The 21,764-nt window shown below is 63.1% G+C and carries 15 protein-coding genes; 4 read left to right on the top strand and 11 right to left on the bottom strand.

What is annotated here, in order from left to right; all coding sequences use genetic code 11:
• Positions 1 to 5 precede the first annotated feature (5 nt).
• Positions 6 to 2,579: a bifunctional aspartate kinase/diaminopimelate decarboxylase gene (locus I0K07_RS04620; protein ID WP_203291658.1), complete on the top strand. Its 2,574-nt coding sequence runs from the start codon at positions 6 to 8 to the stop codon at positions 2,577 to 2,579.
• Here the strand turns inward: I0K07_RS04620 and I0K07_RS04615 are convergent.
• A complete protein-coding gene (locus tag I0K07_RS04615; RefSeq protein WP_203291657.1) occupies positions 2,576 to 3,505 on the bottom strand; it encodes a S41 family peptidase in 930 nt (309 codons plus the stop codon). The genes I0K07_RS04620 and I0K07_RS04615 overlap by 4 nt on opposite strands.
• Positions 3,492 to 3,995, bottom strand: coding sequence for a MarR family winged helix-turn-helix transcriptional regulator (locus I0K07_RS04610; RefSeq protein ID WP_203291656.1), 504 nt, complete (start codon positions 3,993 to 3,995; stop codon positions 3,492 to 3,494). The genes I0K07_RS04615 and I0K07_RS04610 overlap by 14 nt, the downstream gene beginning before the upstream one ends.
• A gap of 360 nt (positions 3,996 to 4,355) precedes the next feature.
• Here I0K07_RS04610 and I0K07_RS04605 point away from each other — a divergent pair, with 360 nt between their 5' ends.
• The gene (locus I0K07_RS04605; RefSeq protein ID WP_203291655.1) at positions 4,356 to 4,661 is read left to right on the top strand and encodes a putative quinol monooxygenase; all 306 of its coding nucleotides are present in this window, start codon (positions 4,356 to 4,358) and stop codon (positions 4,659 to 4,661) included.
• Positions 4,662 to 4,988: 327 nt separating this feature from the next.
• On the opposite strand, the gene I0K07_RS04600 is transcribed toward I0K07_RS04605, so the two are convergent.
• From I0K07_RS04600 to putA, 5 genes are all read right to left on the bottom strand, one after another.
• Complete coding sequence (locus tag I0K07_RS04600) at positions 4,989 to 6,020, bottom strand: ribonucleotide-diphosphate reductase subunit beta (protein ID WP_203291654.1); 1,032 nt, start codon at positions 6,018 to 6,020, stop codon at positions 4,989 to 4,991.
• Between the two features lie 171 nt (positions 6,021 to 6,191).
• The gene (locus I0K07_RS04595; RefSeq protein ID WP_203291653.1) at positions 6,192 to 7,661 is read right to left on the bottom strand and encodes an amidohydrolase family protein; all 1,470 of its coding nucleotides are present in this window, start codon (positions 7,659 to 7,661) and stop codon (positions 6,192 to 6,194) included.
• Positions 7,662 to 7,722: 61 nt separating this feature from the next.
• Complete coding sequence (locus I0K07_RS04590; RefSeq protein ID WP_203291652.1) at positions 7,723 to 8,550, bottom strand: lipid A-modifier LpxR family protein; 828 nt, start codon at positions 8,548 to 8,550, stop codon at positions 7,723 to 7,725.
• A 229-nt stretch (positions 8,551 to 8,779) separates the two neighbouring features.
• Positions 8,780 to 10,675, bottom strand: a complete 1,896-nt coding sequence (locus I0K07_RS04585) for a ribonucleoside-diphosphate reductase subunit alpha (protein WP_203291651.1) — start codon at positions 10,673 to 10,675, stop codon at positions 8,780 to 8,782.
• Between the two features lie 382 nt (positions 10,676 to 11,057).
• Complete coding sequence (gene putA / locus I0K07_RS04580) at positions 11,058 to 14,180, bottom strand: bifunctional proline dehydrogenase/L-glutamate gamma-semialdehyde dehydrogenase PutA (RefSeq protein ID WP_203291650.1); 3,123 nt, start codon at positions 14,178 to 14,180, stop codon at positions 11,058 to 11,060.
• A 486-nt stretch (positions 14,181 to 14,666) separates the two neighbouring features.
• Between putA and I0K07_RS04575 the strand changes: the two genes are divergently transcribed.
• Complete coding sequence (locus tag I0K07_RS04575; protein WP_203291873.1) at positions 14,667 to 15,734, top strand: glycosyltransferase family 4 protein; 1,068 nt, start codon at positions 14,667 to 14,669, stop codon at positions 15,732 to 15,734.
• A 76-nt stretch (positions 15,735 to 15,810) separates the two neighbouring features.
• On the opposite strand, the gene I0K07_RS04570 is transcribed toward I0K07_RS04575, so the two are convergent.
• The 4 genes from I0K07_RS04570 to phnC form a co-directional block, all read right to left on the bottom strand.
• The gene (locus tag I0K07_RS04570; protein WP_203291649.1) at positions 15,811 to 16,866 is read right to left on the bottom strand and encodes a substrate-binding domain-containing protein; all 1,056 of its coding nucleotides are present in this window, start codon (positions 16,864 to 16,866) and stop codon (positions 15,811 to 15,813) included.
• Positions 16,867 to 16,923: 57 nt separating this feature from the next.
• A complete protein-coding gene (locus I0K07_RS04565; protein ID WP_203291648.1) occupies positions 16,924 to 18,093 on the bottom strand; it encodes an OprO/OprP family phosphate-selective porin in 1,170 nt (389 codons plus the stop codon).
• Positions 18,094 to 18,392: 299 nt separating this feature from the next.
• Entirely contained in the window at positions 18,393 to 20,411 is a 2,019-nt protein-coding gene (phnE, locus tag I0K07_RS04560) for a phosphonate ABC transporter, permease protein PhnE (RefSeq protein WP_203291647.1), read from the bottom strand.
• Positions 20,408 to 21,202 carry a phosphonate ABC transporter ATP-binding protein gene (phnC, locus tag I0K07_RS04555; protein WP_203291646.1) on the bottom strand — a complete coding sequence of 265 codons (795 nt, stop codon included), beginning with the start codon at positions 21,200 to 21,202 and terminating at the stop codon, positions 20,408 to 20,410. The genes phnE and phnC overlap by 4 nt, the downstream gene beginning before the upstream one ends.
• Positions 21,203 to 21,271: 69 nt before the next feature.
• On the opposite strand from phnC, the gene I0K07_RS04550 reads away from it, so the two are divergent.
• Entirely contained in the window at positions 21,272 to 21,763 is a 492-nt protein-coding gene (locus tag I0K07_RS04550) for a prepilin peptidase (protein WP_203291645.1), read from the top strand.
• The last annotated feature ends 1 nt before the right edge of the window (position 21,764 follow it).

Raw genomic sequence — 21,764 nt, 5'->3', positions numbered from 1 at the left:
AGGATATGAGCAACACGCACAATTGGGTCGTCCTCAAGTTCGGCGGCACCAGCGTTAAATCGCTGGCAGATTGGCGCGTGATCTCGAAACGGATTTCCGAGGTGAAAGCGGCGGGCAAACGCGTGTTTGTCGTCCATTCCGCCGTCGCGACAATCTCCGACCTTCTCGACGCACTGGTCAGCGCGGCCGTTGCCGGTGACGGCGAGGCCGAGCTGGACGCGATCAAGACGCGCCATCTCGAACTGGCCGCCGAATTGGGCGTGGATGGCGAAACCCTGCTCGCCCCCTATTTCGAGGAACTCACCCGCCTGCGCGCCGGTCTCTCCCTGACCGGGGATGCCAGCCCGCGCCTGAAGGCCCGCATCATGGCCCAGGGCGAGCTGATGGCCACCACGCTGGGCCAGGCCTGGCTGGCGAGCGAGGGCGTGGCCTCGCGCTGGCTGGATGCGCGCGACCATCTCTCGGCCATTCCGGCACCGGGCGCACGCGGCTATCTGGCCTGCGATTGCGTTCATGATCAGGACGACGCCCTGCTGGCCGAGCTGGACGGCGGACCGGACGTGATTATCACCCAGGGCTTCATCGCCCGCCGGGAAGATGGCGACACCGCCCTGCTCGGCCGCGGCGGCTCGGACACGTCCGGTGCCTATTTCGCAGCCAAGCTGGGCGCTGAGCGGATCGAGATCTGGACTGATGTGCCCGGCTTCTTCTCGGCCGATCCGCGCCTCACGGGCGCCGCACGCCAGATCCGCTCCCTGGCCTATGAAGAGGCCCATGAGCTGGCCTCCATGGGGGCCGGTGTCCTGCATCCGCGCGCCATTCCGCCGGTCCGCGCTGCCGGGATCGAAATGCAGGTCCTGTGCACGCACAAGCCGGAGCTGAGCGGCACGACGATCAGCGCGACCCCGTCAGAGGACACACCGCGCATGAAGGCCGTCTCCGTAAAGAAGGGCGTCCGCCTGATCACGCTGGAGACGGACGGGATGTGGCGCGCCTCCGGCTTCCTGGCCGAAGCCTTCGAACCCTTCGCCCGCCATGGCGTGTCGATCGATCTGGTGTCCACCTCGGAAACCTCGGTCACGGTCTCGCTGGATGATGATCCGGGCCTGACGCCGGATGTCGTTGCGGCGCTGGAAGACGATCTGTCCAAGATCGCCCGGGTCACCCTGATCGAGAATTGTGCCGCCGTGTCCATGGTCGGCCGGGGCGTACGCGCCCTGCTCGCCCAGCTCGGCCCGGCCATGGAGGCTTTCGCCCATTATCCGGTGCGCCTGGTCTCCCAGGCCGCCAATGACCTCAACCTCACCGTTGTGGTCGATGGCGATCAGGGCCAGCCGCTCTGCCGCCGCCTGCATGACCAGCTGATCCAGCCCAAGCCGATGGACAAGACTTTCGGCCCGTCCTGGCGCGAGATCGGCGAGAACCTCACCGGCAGCCAGCCGGCCGGCACGGGCACCTGGTGGCGTGAAAAGCGCCAGGCCCTGCTCGATCTCTGCCCGGTCGATGGGGCGACCTATGTCTATGATCTCGACACGGTACGGACCCGCGCCTCGTCCGTCGCCGGCCTGAAGCATCTGGATCGCGGCTGGTATGCGATGAAGGCCAATGGCCATCCCGACATGATCCGTACCGCGGTCGAAGCCGGGCTGGGCGTGGAATGCGTCTCCATCAATGAGGTGAAGGCCGCGCAGAAGGCCGTGCCAGACCTGACGGTCGACCGCATCCTGTTCACGCCGAACTTCGCGCCGAAGGCGGAATATGCCGAAGCGCTGGAGATGGGCGTCCATGTGACACTGGACGGGCTGCACCCGCTGCGCGCCTGGCCGGAGATTTTCAAGGGTCGCAAGATCACGCTGCGGATCAATCCCCAGCGCCCGGAAGGCCACCACAAGCATGTCCGAACCGCCGGGCCCGAAGCCAAATTCGGTCTCCATGCCGCCGAGCTGGACGAGGCCAAGGCGCTCGCCGCCCAGGCCGGAGCGATCATCAATGGCCTGCACGTGCATTCCGGCTCGGGCATTTCCGATCCGGACCATTGGCGCCGGGTCGGCCTTTTCCTGGTGGAAACCGCCCGCTCCATGCCGGATGTGGAAATCCTGGATCTGGGCGGCGGTCTCTCCGTCGACGAGGCCTCCGGTGTCCGCCGCATCGACATGGCCGCGCTGGATGCGGTGCTGGGCGATCTCAAAACCGCCCATCCGCAATACCAGTTCTGGATCGAACCGGGCCGCTATATCTCCGCGGAATCCGGCGTCCTCCTGGCCCGGGTCACCCAGCTCAAACACACGCCGGATGCCCGTTTCGTCGGCATCAATACCGGCATGAACTCGCTGATCCGCCCGGCGCTTTATGGTGCCCGCCACGAGATCGTGAACCTCACGCGTCTTGATGATGACCCGGCCTATATCGCCGACATTGTCGGCCCGATCTGCGAAACCGCGGACCGGCTGGGAGCCCAGCGCCTCATGCCGGACACAAAGGAAGGCGATGTCATCCTGATCGCCAATGGCGGCGCGTACGGACGCGTCATGTCGTCCAGCTACAACATGCGCGAACCGGCGGGCGAGGCGACGCTCTAGAGCGTCGCCAAATACGCCAGAGCCACATCCAGGGCGTCATCGGAAGCGGCGGGGATGTCCGGCTGGATCCCTTCCGCTTCCCAGCCCTGGCCGGTGCGCGGATCAAAGGTCCGGCCGACCGGGACAAAGAGGGTGAAGTCCTCGCTGATGCGCTGGACGCTGCCGAAATGGCCGCCACCGCCCGTGCCTTCGCCCACCGTCAGGGCCCTGCCGGTCACTTTCAGCCCGAAGGTAAAGCTCTCGGCGGCGGAGAAAGTGCTGTCATTGGTCAGGACCAGGACCGGACGGTCCGGGAAGCGCGGGCCCGGCACGTCCTCGAAGGTCCAGCGCTCGCGCACCGGCTGATCGCGCATTTCCGTGCTCGCCAGATGCGTAACCTCGTCGAAGAGATAGGTGGAAATCTGGCGCACCGGGCGCGGACCACCGCCGCAATTATTGCGCAGATCGATCACCAGCGCGTCAGCATCATTCTGCGCCGCGAAGGCCGCATCGATCTGGGCGATATAGGCGTCTTCGGAGCTGAAGGTCGGCACACGGATATAGCCGACATTGCCCGCCAGGCGTTCATGCTCGATATCGCCACGGGCACAGCGCGACACCCGCCCGGCCTCATTAGGCTCGTCCTCGGGGTTTTCCGGCCGGTAGAACAGGCGCAGATGCGCGTCCGACGTCATGCCATAGAGATCATGGGTCACGGCGCGGGCAAAGGCGTCCTTGTCCGCAATCGAGGCATAGCGAGCCGGGTCTTCGCGCAGGAAGTCGCCCAGCTGATTGGCGCGATCCTCATAGATATAGTTCGGCTCCAGCAAATCGGCCGCCCCGGCCAAAACGCCATCCTGCCAATCCGGCGCTTCATCCGCCTGGACACTCGCCCCCACCAGGGCCAGTCCCAGACCGGCCACGCCCATAATCTCAAACCACTTCATCAGACTTTTCCTTTTCCGGAAGTTCGATCCGCTCCAGCAGGGAGCGTCGGGACAGGGCTTCAGTGACGGCCTGGCAGGCGGCGAGCAGGTCAACCCCGACCTCCTCGCTGACATCGGCGTGGGCCTGGGCCAGGGCCGCATGCAATTGGCGCACGCGCCCCGCCTCGGCCCGGCCCTCTGGCGTCAGGGCCAGAAGGCGCACCCGGGCATCACCGGGAACCGGTTGGTCTTCCACCAGTCCCAGCTCGCGCAGCGTCTTGGCAAAACCGATCACCACGGGGTGGGAAAGCTTGAGACGCTTGGCCGTTTCCATCACCCCCATCGGCCCCGCCTCATCCAGCAGGAGCACGGTTGAGCAACAGCGATGCGGAATGCTCAACCCGAAAGCCCGTGTCACCAGATCCGCATCGCGGACCAGCGCATCCATCGCCCGCCGGACATGGTGCGGCAACACCGCCAGACCCAGCTCTTCAACAAAATCATCGCCCATGCATCACCTTTACGTAGGTGGATACGTATATGCCTACGTTTCTGTTGTTGGCGAGTTAAATCGGGGTCATTTTGGGGATAGGTGATCGACTTCGACCCCGTCACCTTCCACGCCCTCGCCCCCACACCGTCTTCCCACGGGGCCTGCAAGGCAGGCATCCGGGGGACCCGAGCTAACGGGCCGGCAGAATGGTTGAGGTCCCCCGATCCCCGCCTTCACGAGGACAGGCAAGCCGGGGGATGACGGAGATTGAGCAGATCAATTCTTTGCCAAGACGCCGCATGGACGCGAGAAAATCCCTTGCCACACCGCATTCCCTTGTTAGCGTGGAAGAATTCACGCGTTGGGAAGGGCGTTCACATGTATGGCTTGATCGGGAAATTCACCGCTGTCGAGGGCAAGCGCGACGCGCTCATGACGATCCTGAGTGAGGGCATGAAGGACATGCCCGGCTGCCATTCCTATGTCATTGCCCGTGATCCGTCCGATGCGAACGCGATCTGGATCACTGAAGTCTGGGACAGTTCCGACCATCACCAGGCCTCGCTCCAGCTCGCCTCGGTCCAGGCCGCCATCGCCAAGGGCCGCCCCCTGATCGCCGGCATGGACCGCATCGCCGAGACCATCCCGCACAGCGGGATCGGCCTGGCGGTGGAGCCGCTTTAGAAAGAACCTCGGCCGCTACCTGGCTTTTCGGTCACGCCTTTGCGTAAGTGTAGACGCGGCAGCTGATTTTGCCGCTTTTGAAGCGGTAGCGCTTCTCAGCGTTTTCGAGGCTGCCGATGCGGCGGCCGCCTTCGTTTCCTTAGACGTATTCCGCTGGGCAAGCGCCGAGCCAGCCGCAGATTTCGCAGCCGTACTTGCTTTCGGGTTTCTCAGCGTTTTAGACGCGGCACTCGCCGCTTTCTTGGATGTCTTCTCACTATTTCGAGCCATGTAGTGCTCCTCTCAGAACACCACTGGACACCGAGTCGCGGAACATAACAAGAACTCCTATTCCGCCGGTTCGGCGTCCTTGTTCTTCATCTTGTCGAACATGCCCCAGACACCGTCATCGCCGTGCCAGTCGCCCTTGGTGGCGCCTTTGGAGTATTCGGTGGCGCGAGCCTCGAAGAAGTTGGCGTGCTCCACACCGTTGAGGATTTCCGTCAGCCAGGGCAGCGGATGCTCTTTCACACCATAGAGCGCCGGTAGCTTGAGCTGTTTCAGACGCCAGTCGGCGATATAGCGGATATATTGCTTGATATCGTCCGGCGTCATGCCTTCCACCTCGCCGGCCTCGAAGGCCAGTTCGATGAATTTGTCTTCCAGCTTCACCACGGTCTCGCAGCACTCGACGATCTTGTCCTTCACATCCTGTGTGTAGGCGCCGGTCTCGGCGGCGAAGGTGTGGAAGAGCTTCATCATGCCTTCGCAGTGCAGGCTCTCATCCCGGATTGACCAGGTCACGATCTGGCCCATCCCCTTCATCTTGTTGAAGCGCGGGAAGTTCATCAGCATCGCGAAGGAGGCGAAGAGCTGCAGGCCTTCGGTGAAACCGCCGAACACCGCCATCGAGGTCAGGATGTCCTCATTGGTCTCGACGCCGAACTGGCCGAGATAATCGTGCTTGGCCGCCATCTCCTGGTATTCCATGAAGGCGGAGAATTCGCTGTCCGGCATGCCGATCGTCTCCAGCAGGAGCGCGTAGGCGGCAATGTGCACCGTCTCGATGTTCGAGAAGGCGGCCAGCATCATGCGCACTTCAACCGGTTTGAAGAGCGGCATGTAGTTTTCCATATAGTTCGCGCCGACCTCGACATCCGACTGCGTGAAGAAGCGGAAGATCTGCGTCAGCAGATTGCGCTCCTTGTCATTCAGCTTGGTCGCCCAGTCCTTGCAGTCCTCGCCCAGCGGCACTTCTTCCGGCAGCCAGTGAACCTGCTGCTGGCGCTGCCAGAACTCATAAGCCCACGGATAGCGGAAGGGCTTGTAGGAATGGCTGGGACGGATCAGTCCGGGAATCTCAAGCGTCGTATTGGACATGGTGACAGCCTTCTGGATGTGCCGGGGCGGCCGGGCAGAGAATCAACAGCGAGAACACAACATATTGTGTTCAAGCTTACCGAAACGTCTACAGCTTGATGCGCCTTTGACGGTTCGGAGCTGTGGAGAGTGCGCGATTCGCGAATGAAGAACCATGCTTGGCGCGCGGCCTCATTCCACCGGCGCTGTGTAGAGCTGAAGGTCGGACTGTTCCAGCAGGAATCCCGCCCGCATGACATGGCTGAGCCGGCGCATGTTCGCGATGTCCTCGCGCGGGTCCGCATCCAGAACGATCAGGTCGGCCAGCTTGCCCGCTTCCAGCGTGCCGATCCGGTCTGACAGACCCATCGCCTCCGCCCCCGTCCGGGTCGACATTTCGATGATCGCGCTGGCCGGAAGACCGGCCGCCTGCATGGCTTCCATTTCCGGATTGATCGCCGCGCCGTGCAGGGTCAGCGGATTGCCGCTGTCCGTGGACGTCACGATCCGCCCCCCCGCCTCATACACCGCGATGAGATTGGCCTGCATCACGTCCATCTCCGCCTGATAGGCGGCACGGCGTGCGGCGACATCCTCCGGCGAGAGCTGACCGGCAAAATCGGAATAGGCCGCGATATTGTCGATCCGGTCGCGCAGGGCGGCATCAACACAGCCATTGGGGTCATCGATCACCGGTACGCTCTGTTCGGACGCCGCGATCACCGCCTCACTCCAATTGCCCGGAACGATCAGGGTCGGGGCGTAGAAAGTCTCATTGGCGGCCAGAAGGTCGAGAAATTCCCGGTCCACAGGCTGATCACCCACCGAGTGGACCAGCATGTCCGCCCCGGCGCGCAGCGCGACCTTGGCTTCACGCAGATCGGTGGCATGCACGAGCAGGGGCAGACCGGCCGCGTCCGCCGCCGCGCCGGCGGCCATAAGCAGGGCATCCAGCCGCTCCACATCGGCCGGATCCGGCTGCAGATACCAGACCTTCACCGCTTGCGATCCGATGGATTGGAGGAAGGCGATATCCTCGACGATATCGGTCTCGCTCTGCATGGGCAGAAAGACCGGCTGGTCTGCCAGCATGCCCGTCATGAAGGGCGCATTGTAATCGACATGGGTGATCAACGGACCGGCCGCGCGAACATGGGCCCGGTCCGGACGGTCCGTATCGGTCGCCTGTTCATCGGTTACCGTCCAGACGGCGCCGCCAACATCATAGACGGCGGTAATACCGCTGCACAGGAAGGCCCGGTGCCAGCGGCCCGGATCATCCCACAGATACTGGATCGTTTCCTCATAGGGATAGACATCCGTGGCCAGGGCTTCGGGCCGCCCGTCGAGCCAGCCTGTCTGGTCGAAATGGACATGGGCATCCACCAGGCCCGGCGTGATGAATTGCCCTGTCAGATCGGTTCGCGGCGTCCCCTCGGGCACCGGACAATCCGCTGCCGTGCCGACACAGGCCAGCTCATCCCCACGCACCAGGATCACACCATTCTCAAAAGCCGGACCGCCGGTGCCGTCGATCACGGTCGCGCCTGTCAGGGCGATCAGCCCCGATTGCGGACCGGGCATGTCCGAACCGCACCCCGCGACCATCAAGGCGCACAAGGCCACACCCGATTTCCAGCCTGATTCCCGGATTGCCGACATGATCCATCCCCCCGTCATGTGATCTGACGCGGCGAGCCTAGCCTGTTTTCGAAGGGAAAGCCTACCAGGTCCAATTGACCGAAACGGCGCCGAATTCCTCGGTCTCGTCGAAACTCGTCACACCCGCCACATGCGTGTATTCGCGGCGGACATAGGCCAGGGAAAGATCCACCTCGCCAACCCGCATCGCGATCCCGGCCTGCGCATCGCCCACGACTTGCCGGTCGGTCAGCTGCACGGCCGAGGTAAAGTCCATGCCTTCGCGCGGATTATACATCAGGGCCCGGCGGTCCGCCCCGGCGAAGACATACCAGCGCGGCTGCTCGCCCCCAGAACCCTGCAGATACTGGCCAACGCGGACTTCCGCACCGGCCCCGGCCGCCGACCCGTCCGGACCAACGCTGACGCCCGCGCGCGGCGTGAAGCTGACATCCAGCTCGCCGCCATAGCCGGGCTGTTCGAAAACCCGCTGATAATTCACCGCCAGCGTCGCCTCACGGCGGCCGCGTTCCAGCACGATGGGTGAATAGGGATCGCTGTCCGGGGCAAACAGGGCCCGCGCCGGGTCGGCAGTCTGATCATCCAGCACCGCCACTTCCAGTGAGCCCGCCTGCCCCAGGTCGACGCGCTGACCGTGAGCGGCCGTCAATCCGGCCAGGCTGTCACTGCGAAGAGGGTCATCCTGACGCGACAAGGCCGACAGGGCCACGCGCGCGGCTTCCGGCGAGAGCGGTTCCACCCGGCCTTCAGCCCTGAACTGGTCCTGGATCATGTGGGACGAAGACGCCCAGCCGGTTTCCGCATAGCCGGGCAGGGTCAGCATATAGCTGATCCCGCCGAGCGCGATCACGCCGGCCGTCACGATTTCCGCTGTCCGTCCCAGACGCATGAAAACCATCCCCACCACCTGCCATCCGGTCCCCCGACGCCCCACGCGCCGCCCCGTCTGGCAGGTTCGCTGAAAAGGTTAACGCGCCCGTCTCCCGCCGTCCACGAAAACCCCTGTCGCGTGATGCAACCTTGGCGCACACAAGAAAGGGAGCGCCCCCGGGCGCTCCCTTCCAGGAGCCGGCCTCTCCCCCTCGAAGCGGCCGGCACTGTCTGTGTGCGGGTTCAGCCTATTGGCAGGCCAGGCATTCGTCGTAATCGGTCGGGGCTGCAGCCTCCATCGCCTTCTCGGCTTCCGATTTCTTCTCCGACCCGGCATAGGCGGCGCGCTGCACCGATTTGGAGCGGCAATAGTAGAGCGATTTCACGCCCTTCTCCCAGGCCGTCCAGTGCAGCATGTGGAGGTCCCATTTATTGATGTCGCCCGGCAGGAAGATGTTGAGCGATTGCGACTGGCACACGAAGGGCGTGCGGTCGGCGGCATGCTCGATCACCCAGCGCTGGTCGATCTCGAAGGCGGTGCGGAACAGGGCTTTCTCATGCTCATCCAGGGCTTCGAGATGCTGGACAGAGCCCTCATGCTCCAGAATGGACGCCCAAATCGCCGGCGTGTTCAGGCCCTTGTCCTCCAGCACTTTTTCCAGGTTCGGATTCTTCACCGTGGTGGAACCGGACAGGGTTTTGTGCGTGTAGACATTGGCCGGGATCGGCTCGATACCGGCGGAGACGCCACCGCAAATGATGGAGATCGAGGCGGTCGGCGCGATCGCCAGCTTGTGCGAGAAACGGGCCTTCACGCCGGAGGCTTCGGCATCCGGGCAGGCGCCGCGTTCTTCGGCCAGCTTCACCGAAGCCGCATCGGCGGCGGTCCGGATATGCTTGAAGAGCTTCATGTTCCAGGACTTGGCCATGGCGCTCTCGAAGGGCGCATTCATCTGCTGCAGGAAGGTGTGGAAGCCCATCAGGCCCAGACCGACAGAGCGTTCCTGGATGGCCGAATAGACAGCACGGTCCATTTCCGCCGGTGCGCGGTCGATGAAGTCCTGCAGGACATTGTCGAGGAAGCGGTAGATGTCCTCGATGAAGTCCGGCTCGTCCTTCCACTCCAGGTATTTGGCAGCGTTCAGTGAGGACAGGCAGCACACGGCCGTGCGTTCCTTGCCCTTATTGTCGAAACCGGTCGGCAGCATGATCTCGGCGCACAGATTGGACTGGCGCACTTTCAGGCCCAGCTTGCGCTGGTGGGCCGGCAGGGCGCGGTTCACCGTGTCCGAATAGATGATGTAGGGCTCGCCGGTCTGCAGGCGCAACTCGATGATCTTCTGCCACAGCTTGCGGGCATTCACCGTCTTCACGACTTCGCCGGTCTTCGGCGATTTCAGCTCGAATTCCTCGTCATTGGCGACGGCGTGCATGAATTCGTCGGAGATGTTCAGGCCGTGGTGCAGGTTCAGGGACTTGCGGTTGAAGTCACCGGACGGTTTGCGGATTTCCAGGAATTCCTCGATTTCCGGGTGATGGATGTCCAGATAGACGGCTGCCGAGCCGCGGCGCAGGGAGCCCTGGGAAATGGCCAGGGTCAGGCTGTCCATCACGCGGATGAAGGGAATGATGCCGGAGGTCTGGCCGACTTCGCCGATCTTCTCGCCGATCGAACGGACATCACCCCAATAGGTGCCGATGCCGCCGCCATTGGAGGCGAGCCAGACATTCTCCGTCCAGGTGCCGACGATGTCGTCCAGCGAATCCCCGACCGAGTTCAGGAAGCAGGAGATCGGCAGACCGCGATTGGCGCCACCATTGGACAGGACCGGCGTGGCCGGCATGAACCAGAGGCGCGAGATATAGTCATAGAGACGCTGGGCATGCTCGGCATTGTCGGAGAAGGCCGTCGCGACGCGCGCAAACATGTCCTGATAGCTTTCGCCGGGAAGCAGGTAACGGTCTTCCAGCGTCTTCTTGCCGAAATCGGTCAGCAGCGCATCGCGCGACCGGTCAATCGTGATTCCCTCGACCACGCGCAGATGCGCGGCTTCGTTCGCTTTCGGTTTGCCGCGCTTGGACGGACGCGTGACCGAAACTTCGTTGTCCAGCTGACGATTGGTGGCCGAATCCAGTGGCGTCATGATGGCGTAACTCCCCAAGCCCGAGGCAAAATTATCCCGTTTGCGCGGTAGACAGCCCCGCGCAGCGCACAAACCCGAAAGGTCAAGAAACTCTGTATAGTGTGTCGCTGTTTCCAGCCGACCCAACATATAGTGGATGAAGCTTCAGACCCGGTCAACGCCCAGAATGGTCCGTAGGCGGTTTTTTTGGTTAACAGATCCCTAACGGCGGACAGGCCGCGAAAGAGCCGGTTAAGCTTCCTCAAGTCTCACGCGAGTTTCCGGCGATCAACCGCACCGAAACCCACAGATGCCATTGGCTGTGGAAAGGTCGAAAAAGCTCAAAGGGCGGCATCTCGCGACACCGCCCTTTGCAATCTCTGCCCGTCAGACGGCCTGAAAATCAGTCCAGATTGAGCAGTTCCGGATCGCCGCCCTGGGCCGCGATATTCACCGTCACCGTCCGCTCGCCGGCGAAGCGGTGCAGATAGTGCGGACCGCCCGCCTTGGGGCCCGTGCCGGACAGGCCTTCGCCGCCGAAGGGCTGCACGCCCACCACGGCGCCGATCATGTTCCGGTTCACATAGATATTGCCGGCCGGGACAATGTTCTGGACCTGGCGGTGGAAGGATTCCAGCCGCGAATGGATGCCCAGCGTCAGCCCATAGCCCTTGGCGGCCAGTTGGCGGGCGATCGCCGACATGTCGCGGCGCTTGTAGCGCACCACGTGCAGGACAGGGCCGAAGACTTCCCGGTCGATCATGTCGATCGAGGGCAGTTCCACCAGAGCGGGACCGAAGAAGAAGCCCTGATCGGCCAGATCACCGACATCGATCTGCTTGACCACTTTGGCACCGGCTTCCATGCGCTCCATATGGCGCAGGAGCAGCTCGCGGGCCTCATTGTCGATCACCGGGCCGACATCGGTGGCCGGATCCGCCGGATCCCCGATCTTCAGCTCGTCCATCGCCCCGGAGAGGGATTCGATCAGCTCGTCCGCGGTTTCCTCGGGCACGAACATGACCCGCAGAGCCGAGCAGCGCTGACCGGCCGACCCGAAGGCCGACATGATGGCGTCATCCACCACCTGTTCCCGCAGCGCCGTCGTGTCGACGAACATCCCGTTCAACCCGCCCGTTTCCGCGATCAGCGGTGCAATCGCGGTTTCCCGCGCTGCCAGGGAGCGGTTGATCAGGCGGGCGACTTCCGTGGACCCGGTGAAGGCCACACCGGCCGTGCGCGGATCATTGGTCAGGGCGGCCCCGATGATCTCGCCCGTACCCGGCAGGAAGTGCAGGACCGAAGGCGGCAGGCCGGCCGCCTGGAACAGGCGCACGGCCTCGAAGGCCACCAGCGGCGTTTGTTCGGCGGGTTTGGCGATCACGGCATTGCCCGCAGCCAGCGCCGCGGCGACCTGGCCGGTAAAAATGGCCAGCGGGAAGTTCCAGGGGCTGATACAGACGAAGACGCCGCGCCCCTTCATGCCGAGATGATTGGTCTCGCCAGCCGGCCCGGGCAGCCGGACCGCACTGTCAAACTCGCGCTCGGCTTGGGCGGCGTAATAGCGGCAGAAATCAACCGCCTCGCGGACTTCCGCGATCCCGTCATTGAGCGTCTTGCCCGCTTCGCGCGCCATCAGCGCGATCAGGGCTTCCATATTGTCTTCCAGCGCATCGCCCATGGCGCGCAGAATGCCACCGCGGGCCTTGCCACCGCGCGCATCCCAGGCCGGCTGGGCCGCCATGGCGATTTCAAAGGCGGCATTGACCTCGTCGACCGAGGCATCCACCGCGGTGCCGACATATTCTGCCGCATCCACAGGCGACATGATCTGGTGGGCCGCGCCATCGAGCTGCTGGCCATTCACCAGCGGCGTCGCCGTGATCGGCTCAGCCTTCTCGAAGGCCTCGAACGCCTTGCGGAACTTGGCCTGAACCTTGGCCTGGGTCAGGTCGAGACCCTTGGAGTTCTTGCGTTCCTCACCATAGAGGTCTTCCGGCTTCGCGATTTTCGCATGCCGGTCGATCGTCTCCACATCATGGAAAGGTCCGCGCGCCACATCCTCCACCGGAACATCCGGGTCCAGGAAGGAATGCACGAAGGAGGTGTTCGCCCCGTTCTCCAGCAGACGCCGCACCAGATAGGGCAGCAGGTCTTCATGGCTGCCGACCGGCGCATAAATGCGCACGCGCTGCTTGCCATAGAGTTTGTCGGCCGCCGCGTAGAGGGCCTCGCCCATGCCGTGCAGGCGCTGGAATTCGTAATTCTCGACACCAGCCGCCTGCGCCATCTCGCGCACCGCGCTCAGCGAGTGCGCATTATGGGTGGCGAACTGGCCATAGATCGCTTCCGGCGCGCTCAGCATGATCTGCGCACAAGCCAGATAGTTGAGATCCGTCGCCGGCTTGGTTGTCCAAACCGGGAAATCCTCCCACCCCATCTGGTGGGACATCTTGATCTCGGTATCCCAATAGGCACCCTTCACCAGGCGCACCATGAAACGGTGCGAGGTCTGGCGGCCCAGATCGATCAGGCGCTCGATCACATGGCGGGCCCGCTTCTGATAGGCCTGCACGGCCAGACCCAGACCCTGCCAGCCTTCCAGCTCCGGCTCGCGGGCGAGACGGTCGAGGATTTTCAGCGAGATGACCAGGCGGTCAGCCTCCTCGGCATCCAGGCAGAAGCCGATATCATAGGACTTCGCCTTGATCGCCTGTTCCAAAACCAGCGGATAGAGCTCTTCCATCACGCGGGCTTCCTTCACCGCGAGATATTTCGGGTGCAGGGCGGAGAGTTTCACGGACACGCCGTGCTCTTCCTCGACCGGCTTGTCGCCACGCACCTTGCCCACCGCATCGATCGCATCGAGATAGCGCTGGTGATAGCGCTGGGCGTCCGCCGCCGTGCGCGCGCCCTCACCCAGCATGTCGAAGGAGCACATGCGGGCATTCTTCTTGGCGCGCTTGATCCCCTCGGAAATCTTGCGGCCGAGGACGAAATTCTCGCCCATGATTCCCATGGCCCGCATGGTCGCGGCGCGGATCACCGGCTCACCCATTTTCTGGGTCATGCGGCGCCAGTAAGCCCCCGGATTCTCCCGGGCTTCCGGATCCACATCGATGATATTGCCGGTCATCATCAGACCGAGGGTGGAGGCATTGACCAGCCAGCTCTCGGAGCGCCCCATATGTTCCGCCCAGGCGCCGCCCGAGATCTTCTCGGCGATCAGCCGGTCGGCCGTCGGGGCATCGGGGATTCGCAGCAAGGCTTCGGCCAGGCACATCAGCGCCAGGCCTTCCTTGTTGGACAGGCCGAATTCCTGGAGGAAACTGTCCATCAGGCCACGCGCCTTGGTCGTCGCACGCGCCGTCTTCACCAGATTGATCGCTTCGGCATGAATACGGTCACGCGCCGCCGCGTCCAGACCGGTCTGTTCGGCCAGACGTTTCACCAGCGCCGTTTCATCGGCGAATTTCACCGTATCGAGATCATCCCAGCGAAGGGTTTCGATCACCTGGACATTCATGACTGAAACTCCCAATCCAGCAAGTTACGGGGAGGGACATTGGTCCCGTGTTTTCCTCCGGGCAAGTGAAGTCTTCCGCTTGTCAGTGATGGCGATAACACGCGTAAAAACCATCAAACAAGGGAAGTCGTATGACTTCGCCCATTCTTTCCAATTGACCTGGGGTGAGAGCCTTCCTCGGACAATCCTGTCCCGGTTTTCGCCCTCCTTCTGACAGCCCGTCCCACGACCCTGAAAGCCGGTTTATTGCAGTCGCGGCGCGGATAACCGCTTTCTTTCCTTCATGCCAGAAGAAACGCCAGTATGCTGACGGGCTGACAGACAAGGCCGGCTCGGTTAAAGGCTGGCAGACACACTATTTCCGGCCCAACACGACGGACTGACATGACCGACCCCACCGATCTGAATGATAAAGACGAGGACCTCCGGCTCGAGGACGAAGCGGATGATGCCGAGGATGACGGTGATGACCGTCCCCAGCGCATCATGCTGGTGACCGATGCCTGGGAACCGCAGATGAATGGTGTCGTTCGCACCCTGTCCCGCACCGTCGCCGAGTGCCGCGCCATGGGTCATGAGGTGGAGGTGATTCACCCCGGTCTCGGCTACAAGACCTTCCCTTTGCCGACCTATCCGGAGATCAAGCTGGCCCTGTTCACACGCAAGGACATCGTCCAGCGTTTCAAGGCCTTCGAACCGGAAGCCATCCATATCGCGACGGAAGGGCCGCTGGGCCTGTCGGCGCGCCGGATCTGTGTGAAGTGGAAACTCCCCTTCACCACCAGCTACCACACGAAATTCCCGGAATACGTCAACGCACGCTTCCCCTTCATCCCGCTCTCGGCGGGCTATGCCTTCATGCGCTGGTTCCACAATGCGTCGGGCCGGATGATGGTCACCACGCCGTCCATGCGCGACGACCTGGCCGAACGCGGCTTCAAGAATCTCACCCCCTGGGCGCGCGGCGTGGACATCGAAATGTTCAATCCGGACAAGCGCAAGGTCAATGGCGAGGATGTCTATGAAGGCCTCGCCCGCCCGATCTGGGTGAATGTCGGCCGCATCGCCGTCGAGAAGAATATCGAGACCTTCCTCAAGCTGGACCTGCCGGGCACCAAAGTGGTGGTCGGCGACGGGCCGCAGCGCGAAGAGCTGATGCAGAAATACCCCGACGCCGTCTTCCCGGGCTCGCGTTTCGGCGATGAACTGGCACGCTATTTCGCCGATGCCGACGTCTTCGTCTTCCCCAGCTGGACCGACACGTTCGGCCTGGTGAATCTGGAAGCCATGGCGTGCGGCACGCCGGTCGCGGCCTTCCCGGCACATGGTCCCAAGGACATCATTCCGGGCTCCGGCGGCGGCTTCATCAATGATGATCTGCGTCAGGCCTGCCTGGACTGTCTGGAAATCGACCGGGCCGCCCCGCGCGCCCATGCCGAAAAGCATTCCTGGAAACAGTGCGCGATCGATTTCGTCCAAAATCTGACACCGCACCCCAAGCCCGAACGCCGCCGCTTCTGGCGCCGCCTGCGCAAGCAAAAGTCGCTGTACTGAGGCCCGGCCTTATCCGGATACAAAAAAGGCGCCGTGGGCATCCACGGCGCCTTTCTTTTTGAGTGCGTCCCGGCGCTTATTCCGGCGCGTGGGTCATCGCCGTCAGGGCCACAGCCGCATCATGCATGGCGGCGCGCTCGGTTTCATGCAGCGGGATGAGGCCACGATCGGTGAGGTAGCCAAATTCGCCCCAGGCTTCTTCGGAGGTGAACTCGGTCACGTATTCACGCAGGCCCGGCACGATCGCGGCATGCTGGTTCTTCACATAGAAGAAGAGCGAGCGGGAGACCGGATAGGAGCCGTCGGAGATCGCTTCAAACTCCGGCGTCACGCCTTCGATCATCACGCCGTGCAGGCGGTCATGGTTCTGATCGAGGAAGGAATAGCCGAACACGCCGAAGGCGTCGGGCGTATTCACCAGGGTCTGGACGATGGCATTGTCATTCTCGCCGGCATCGATCCAGCGGCCATCCTCGCGGATACGGCTGGCAATGCCCTCGAAACGGTCGCCATCAGCATCGTGCAGCGCGTCCATGCAATCGATGCCGCGGGCACCGGCCTGCATGCCCAGCTCCACGAAGGCGTCGCGCGTACCGGAGGTCGGCGGCGGGCCGAAGACTTCGATGCGCTGACGCGGCAGGGAGGGATCAATGTCCGACCAGCGCTCATACGGGTTGGCGATGAAGCTGGAGCAGCTGTCATCGGCCGGGACTTCCGCGGCCAAGGCCAGCCAGAGCTGGGTCAGCGTCAGGTCCATGTCCTCGGTGTCGCGATTGGCGGAACCGACCACGATGCCGTCATAACCGATCCGAACTTCCGTGATCTCGCGGACGCCATTGTTCTGGCAGCGCTCATACTCGGACGCCCGCATGCGGCGCGAGGCGTTGACGATGTCCGGGTTTTCCGCGCCGACACCGGCACAGAACAGGCGGAAACCGCCACCGGAACCCGTCGATTCAACGACCGGGGTGGAGAATTCGGTGCGGGCACCAAAGGACTCAGCCACAGCGGTCGAGAAGGGGAAGACCGTCGAGGAGCCGACAATGCGGATCTGGTCACGCTGCTGGGCTTCGGCCCCGCCGGCGATCGCCAGCACGGCGCAGATGGCCGCGATTTTAGCTTGGAGTTTCATGTCTAGCATTCCTTGCCACTTGAACCTTTGTCAGCGCTTTCGCGCCAGGAAACGGGATCAGAAATCCCACTGCAGTCTCAGTTGTGCGCCCGAAACATCCGTACCGGCAGCGCCGATCCGGTCCACGGACCCGTCGACCAGGTTCGCCATCACGCGGACATGGTCTTCCAGGTACCAATTCACACCCAGCGTCCAATTGGTCAGGACGCCTTCATTCACCGCGTCCAGATCGGCGCGGTCATAGCGGATCGCCACTTCCCAGGCTCCCAGCCCCCCTTCGGAAAGGGGTGTCGCCGGACGGGTCCGGCCGAAACGGCCCGAACCGGTGGAATAGGAGCGGGTCTCACCGGTCAGGAACCAGCCGGCCTGGATATACCGGGCATGCAGCTGCGGATCGCCAGCCGGGCCATCCACCGTCATGTCCATCCATTCGGCTTCCGCATGGAAAGCCCCGTGCACGACGGCGGCTTCCAGCCCCCAGAACAGGGAGGTATCGGCTTCGCCCAACGGCTTGCCGGGACGGAAGTCGGCCGTGATCGCCCGATCCGTGATGTGCGTCTGCGGACGCACCCGCACCCGCGTGCCGGCATCGCCATAATTCATGTGGCGCACCGATGCGCCCAGATGCAGCCGCGTATTGTCGTTCGCGATGGAACGCGTGATGCGCGCCGCAATGGCCGAGCTGTCGTCCAGTTCGAGCGTTTCGGACAAATCGCCCGGGCGGCCGCCGAACACACCGCCACTGATCGTGTAGCCTTCGCCCTCATGCACGACGAGCGCGCCGACCCGGCGGTCCAGACCGAACAGGTCCGTACCCAGGCCGCGCTCCATGAAGGTGATGTAGCGCGAGGAGGTCTGCTCATCGATCGAGTTCGGCGTCTTCATGTGGCCGAGCTTCAGCTCGAAACCGGCGCCCTCGAAGGTGAGATAGACATCATTGGCCGCGATGGCCTCATTGATCAGGTCGAACTCGGCAACATAGCGCACGCCATTGAGGCTGCCGGTCACGCCCAGACGGGCGGTGCGGATTTCACTGTCCGACCAGGAGGTCGTGGTGCCGGCCGTTTCGAACTCGACATCGCCATAGTCCAGAAAGACACGGCCGCGGAAGGTGAAGCTGTCGCCCGTTTCCGGGTTCGACCAGGACGGAACACCGTCAAATTCCCATCCGCCTTCGTCCTGGGCGAAAGCCGGCATGTTGGAGGAAAGAGCAGTGGCTGCGGCCAAGATTGTGCTCGCAAGAATAGCTTTGGTCACGTGGGGCTGTCCTGAAGCTTTCAGGACGCCTGTCTGACGTGCTCCGCTATAGAAGCTTTGTGTCAAACCTGCGTCTCTGATGTGAAGGTTTTGCTACGACTTTGGTATTTCGCGAAACCTCGTAATCGGAATCCATGACAGATTTGCAACGGGAAGATCACAAGTTTGTTGCGATATTCCCGGAAGCGCCGAAAAGCTCAATGCAGACAAGAAAAAGGCCCGGAACCTTCCGGTTCCGGGCCCTCATGTTCAGCTCAATCTGACGGTGTCTAGACGAGACGTTTGCGCAGCAATTGTGACAGCAAATCGATGGCGCTGACGGCCACGACAATCACGATCACGATCGCGGCGGTGCGTTGATAATCGAAGGCGCGAACGGCTTCGAACAGGATCTGGCCGATACCGCCGGCACCGATCAGGCCCAGCACCGTGGCGGAGCGGGCATTCGATTCAAACCGGTAGAGACCGAAAGAGGTCCACAGCGGGGCGACCTGCGGGATCACCGCCCAAATCACCTCATGCAGCGGCATGGCGCCGGTGGCGCGCACGCCCTCGACCGGTCCGTTGTCGACCGCTTCCACGGCTTCCGAGAACAGTTTGGCCAGCACACCGGTCGTGTGGACCGCAAGGGCCATCACACCGGCCAATGGCCCCAGGCCCACGGCAGCAATGAAGACCAGGGCGATGATCAGCTCATTGATCGAGCGGAAGACATCCATCAGTCGGCGCACCGGCTGTACGACCCAGTTGGGCGCCACATTGCGGGCACTCAGCAGGCCGAAGGGGATGGCCGCGAAGACGGCAATGAAAGTACCCCAGATCGCGATCTGGACCGTGACAATCATCTGCGGAATGGCCTCGGAGAAGCCGTGCATCAGATTCTGGCTGTAGGCCGTGCGGGAGGCTGCGGACAGGTTCTCCGGGAAGAAGCCGGCGATGAACTCGCCCATATCCCCGGCATTCTCGACCAGGAGATAGGCGCGATCCATGTCGGCGCTGTCAAAGCTCCACACCAGGATGATGATCACACCGGCCGCGATCACGGCATTGGCGATCCGCTCCATCAGCGGCACGCGCGGACCGGGACCCCGCGGTGCGGACGCCCAGAGGAGCAGGGTGAGCAGGACCAGAGCCAGGCCCAGCATGGCCCCGCTGGCGATCCAGTTCACCGAAGAGGCGTGGGCCTGGGCCGGCGCGTCGGTCTGGACATCGCCGACGGCACTGGCCTGGCTGATCAGACCGGTATTGCCGGCTTCGACTTCCGCCAGACGGGCGCGCAGTTCGGCCACGCGCGTCTCGCGCTCGGCTTCCGACAGGTCCGGATCATTGCGCGCCTCGGTCAGGTCGCGGACGATCTCCAGCTGCACGATCGGGTCCAGATGCGCGTTCGAGGACGGCAGGAAGAGACCGAAATACAGCGGATCGAGAACCTCGCGGGCTTCGGCGATCTCTTCCGGCGTTCCCATGCGGCCGTAATTCATGAAGAAGTATTGCAGGCGCTGCTTGGCTTCCTCATCCAGGTCCGAACGCCAGATGATCGGGTCGGTCTGGATCGGCGGCGAGGTCCAGATCACGCGGATCTGGGCCGCAATGTCCGGACGCGTGCGCTGCAGCAGCGTCATGTTCGTGGTGTTGTTCGTGCCGACATCGATCAGCCCGTTGGCCACGGCCACGGCATTGGCTTCATGGTTCGCATTGCGAACCGAATTGAAGCATTCGCTCGGATCAATCCCGCGCGGCGCAAAGATGAAGGCCGACGGCACCAAATATCCCGAGGTGGAATTGGGATCGCCCATGCCGAAATCGATCGTTCCGTCACAGGTCAGAATGTCCTCGACCGACCGGATCGGGCTGTCCGCCGGCACGATGAGCACGGAATTATAGCCCTCAGACCCATCCGGATAGGTCGCCTTGGCGAAGACTTGCCCGCCACCCAGGCGCACGGCCTGCAGGCCGGAGAAGTTGGAGAACCAGGCCACCTGGATGGAGCCATAGCGCATGGCCTGGATCATCCCGGCATAGTCAGAGGCATAGAAGGGCTGGATGTCATAGCCCGTCCATTCCGACATGGCGGCGATGAACGGCCGCCAGTTGGATTCCAGATTGGACGAGGATTCCGTGGCGATAATGCCGAAATTCAGCGTGCGGCGCTCACCGGGATCGGCCAGCGCGGCCGGGCTGGTAGTCGTCTCACTGTCATCACCGGTCGGCGCAGAACAGGAGGCCAGACCCGCCAGCATGAGCAGGAGGGTGAGACGGACGAAAATCTGGGACATCAGGCGGATCATGATTCGCCTCCCTGGAAGGCGACTTCGAATTCGGGACCGTAAATCTCGACCAGCTTGTCGCGGTCCAGCCCGTCGGACGGGCCGTCATAGACGATCCGCCCCTTGTTCAGCGCAACTGTGCGGTCGCAGAATTTCTGGGCGTAATCGACCTGGTGCAGCGTCACCACCACGCTCAGACCGTCGGTCTGGTTCAGCTCGCGCAGCAATTCCATCACCTTGCGGGCGGACACCGGGTCCAGCGAGGCAATCGGTTCATCGGCGAACAGGCACTCCGCGCCCTGCACCAACGCCCGCGCAATCGCGCCACGCTGCTGCTGGCCACCGGACAGATTGGAGGCCCGGCGTCCGGCAAATTCGGCAATACCGACACGCTCCAGCGCATCCATCGCTGCCTGCTTCACCGCAATCGGGAACAGGCCCAGCGCACCGCGCCAGGCCGGCAGACGGCCTAGGGCACCCAGCATGACATTAGAAAAAAGGGTCAAACGGCCGACCAGGTTGAACTGCTGGAAGATGAAGCCCAGCCGGGCGCGATTGGCGCGCACACCGGAGCTGATCTTGCCGCTCTTCTGCATCACACGGCCCAGAACGGAGACCGGACCGGAATCGGAATCAGCCTTCTGCAGGGCAGCGGCGACGCGCAACAGGGTGGACTTGCCGGAACCGGACGGCCCGATAAGGGCGACCATCTCACCCGGTTCGATTGTCAGGCTGACATTGTCGAGCGCTTTCGTCTCGCCGAATGTCATCCGGACATTTTCGGCTTTGAGCGCCGCTGCGGCGTCTGTCATCTTGCCCTCACCCCTCTGTTCGCCACACTTAGTGGCGCAGTCGCATGACACTTTTGTGACAGGACCCGCATGTTTGTCATCCACGCCGCGAGCCTGATCCTCATTTCCGCGCTGATCGCGCTGGCCTGGATCGATTTTCGGACATACCGCCTGCCCGATCCAGTCACTTTACCGCTGATCGCCGTCGGTCTGGCAGTGAATGCGTTTGCGTTCAATACCCCGGCTGCGTCTGTAATCGGCGCAGCACTGGGCTATGGCGTTTTTGTCGCAATCGAAGTGGGCTTCCGGCGGCTGCGCGGCATACACGGGCTGGGCCGCGGCGATGCCAAGCTTCTCGCCGCCGGCGGGGCCTGGTGCGGCGGCTGGCTTCTGCCCGGCATCGTCCTGATCGGGGCCATCTCCGCCCTGCTCTTCGTGATGCTCTCGGCCCTCGCCCAGAAAAAGCGGATCGATGACACACAGGCCCACGCCTTCGGCCCCTGGCTGGCCCTGGGCATCGCTCTGGCCTGGATCTACAGGGCCTATGGCCCCGGCCTTTATCCGCCGGTATTCACGTTTTGAG

The sequence above is a fragment of the Maricaulis parjimensis genome (genome assembly GCF_016817355.1).
Classification (GTDB): Bacteria; Pseudomonadota; Alphaproteobacteria; order Caulobacterales; family Maricaulaceae; genus Maricaulis; species Maricaulis parjimensis.
The sequence above is the reverse complement of the archived record's forward strand: the minus strand, read 5'-3'. Positions and strand labels throughout refer to the sequence as shown.

Excerpts from the sequence above, each read along its gene's own strand:
- I0K07_RS04615 (WP_203291657.1), bottom strand. The coding sequence starts at position 3,505 with ATGAAGTGGTTTGAGATTATGGGCGTGGCCGGTCTGGGACTGGCCCTG.
- phnC (WP_203291646.1), bottom strand. The coding sequence starts at position 21,202 with ATGACAGACGCCGCAGCGGCGCTCAAAGCCGAAAATGTCCGGATGACA.
- phnE (WP_203291647.1), bottom strand. The coding sequence starts at position 20,411 with ATGATCCGCCTGATGTCCCAGATTTTCGTCCGTCTCACCCTCCTGCTC.
- I0K07_RS04570 (WP_203291649.1), bottom strand. The coding sequence starts at position 16,866 with ATGAAACTCCAAGCTAAAATCGCGGCCATCTGCGCCGTGCTGGCGATC.
- I0K07_RS04575 (WP_203291873.1), top strand. The coding sequence starts at position 14,667 with ATGCTGGTGACCGATGCCTGGGAACCGCAGATGAATGGTGTCGTTCGC.
- I0K07_RS04585 (WP_203291651.1), bottom strand. The coding sequence starts at position 10,675 with ATGACGCCACTGGATTCGGCCACCAATCGTCAGCTGGACAACGAAGTT.
- I0K07_RS04610 (WP_203291656.1), bottom strand. The coding sequence starts at position 3,995 with ATGGGCGATGATTTTGTTGAAGAGCTGGGTCTGGCGGTGTTGCCGCAC.
- putA (WP_203291650.1), bottom strand. The coding sequence starts at position 14,180 with ATGAATGTCCAGGTGATCGAAACCCTTCGCTGGGATGATCTCGATACG.
- I0K07_RS04550 (WP_203291645.1), top strand. The coding sequence starts at position 21,272 with ATGTTTGTCATCCACGCCGCGAGCCTGATCCTCATTTCCGCGCTGATC.
- I0K07_RS04595 (WP_203291653.1), bottom strand. The coding sequence starts at position 7,661 with ATGTCGGCAATCCGGGAATCAGGCTGGAAATCGGGTGTGGCCTTGTGC.
- I0K07_RS04605 (WP_203291655.1), top strand. The coding sequence starts at position 4,356 with ATGTATGGCTTGATCGGGAAATTCACCGCTGTCGAGGGCAAGCGCGAC.
- I0K07_RS04590 (WP_203291652.1), bottom strand. The coding sequence starts at position 8,550 with ATGCGTCTGGGACGGACAGCGGAAATCGTGACGGCCGGCGTGATCGCG.
- I0K07_RS04620 (WP_203291658.1), top strand. The coding sequence starts at position 6 with ATGAGCAACACGCACAATTGGGTCGTCCTCAAGTTCGGCGGCACCAGC.
- I0K07_RS04600 (WP_203291654.1), bottom strand. The coding sequence starts at position 6,020 with ATGTCCAATACGACGCTTGAGATTCCCGGACTGATCCGTCCCAGCCAT.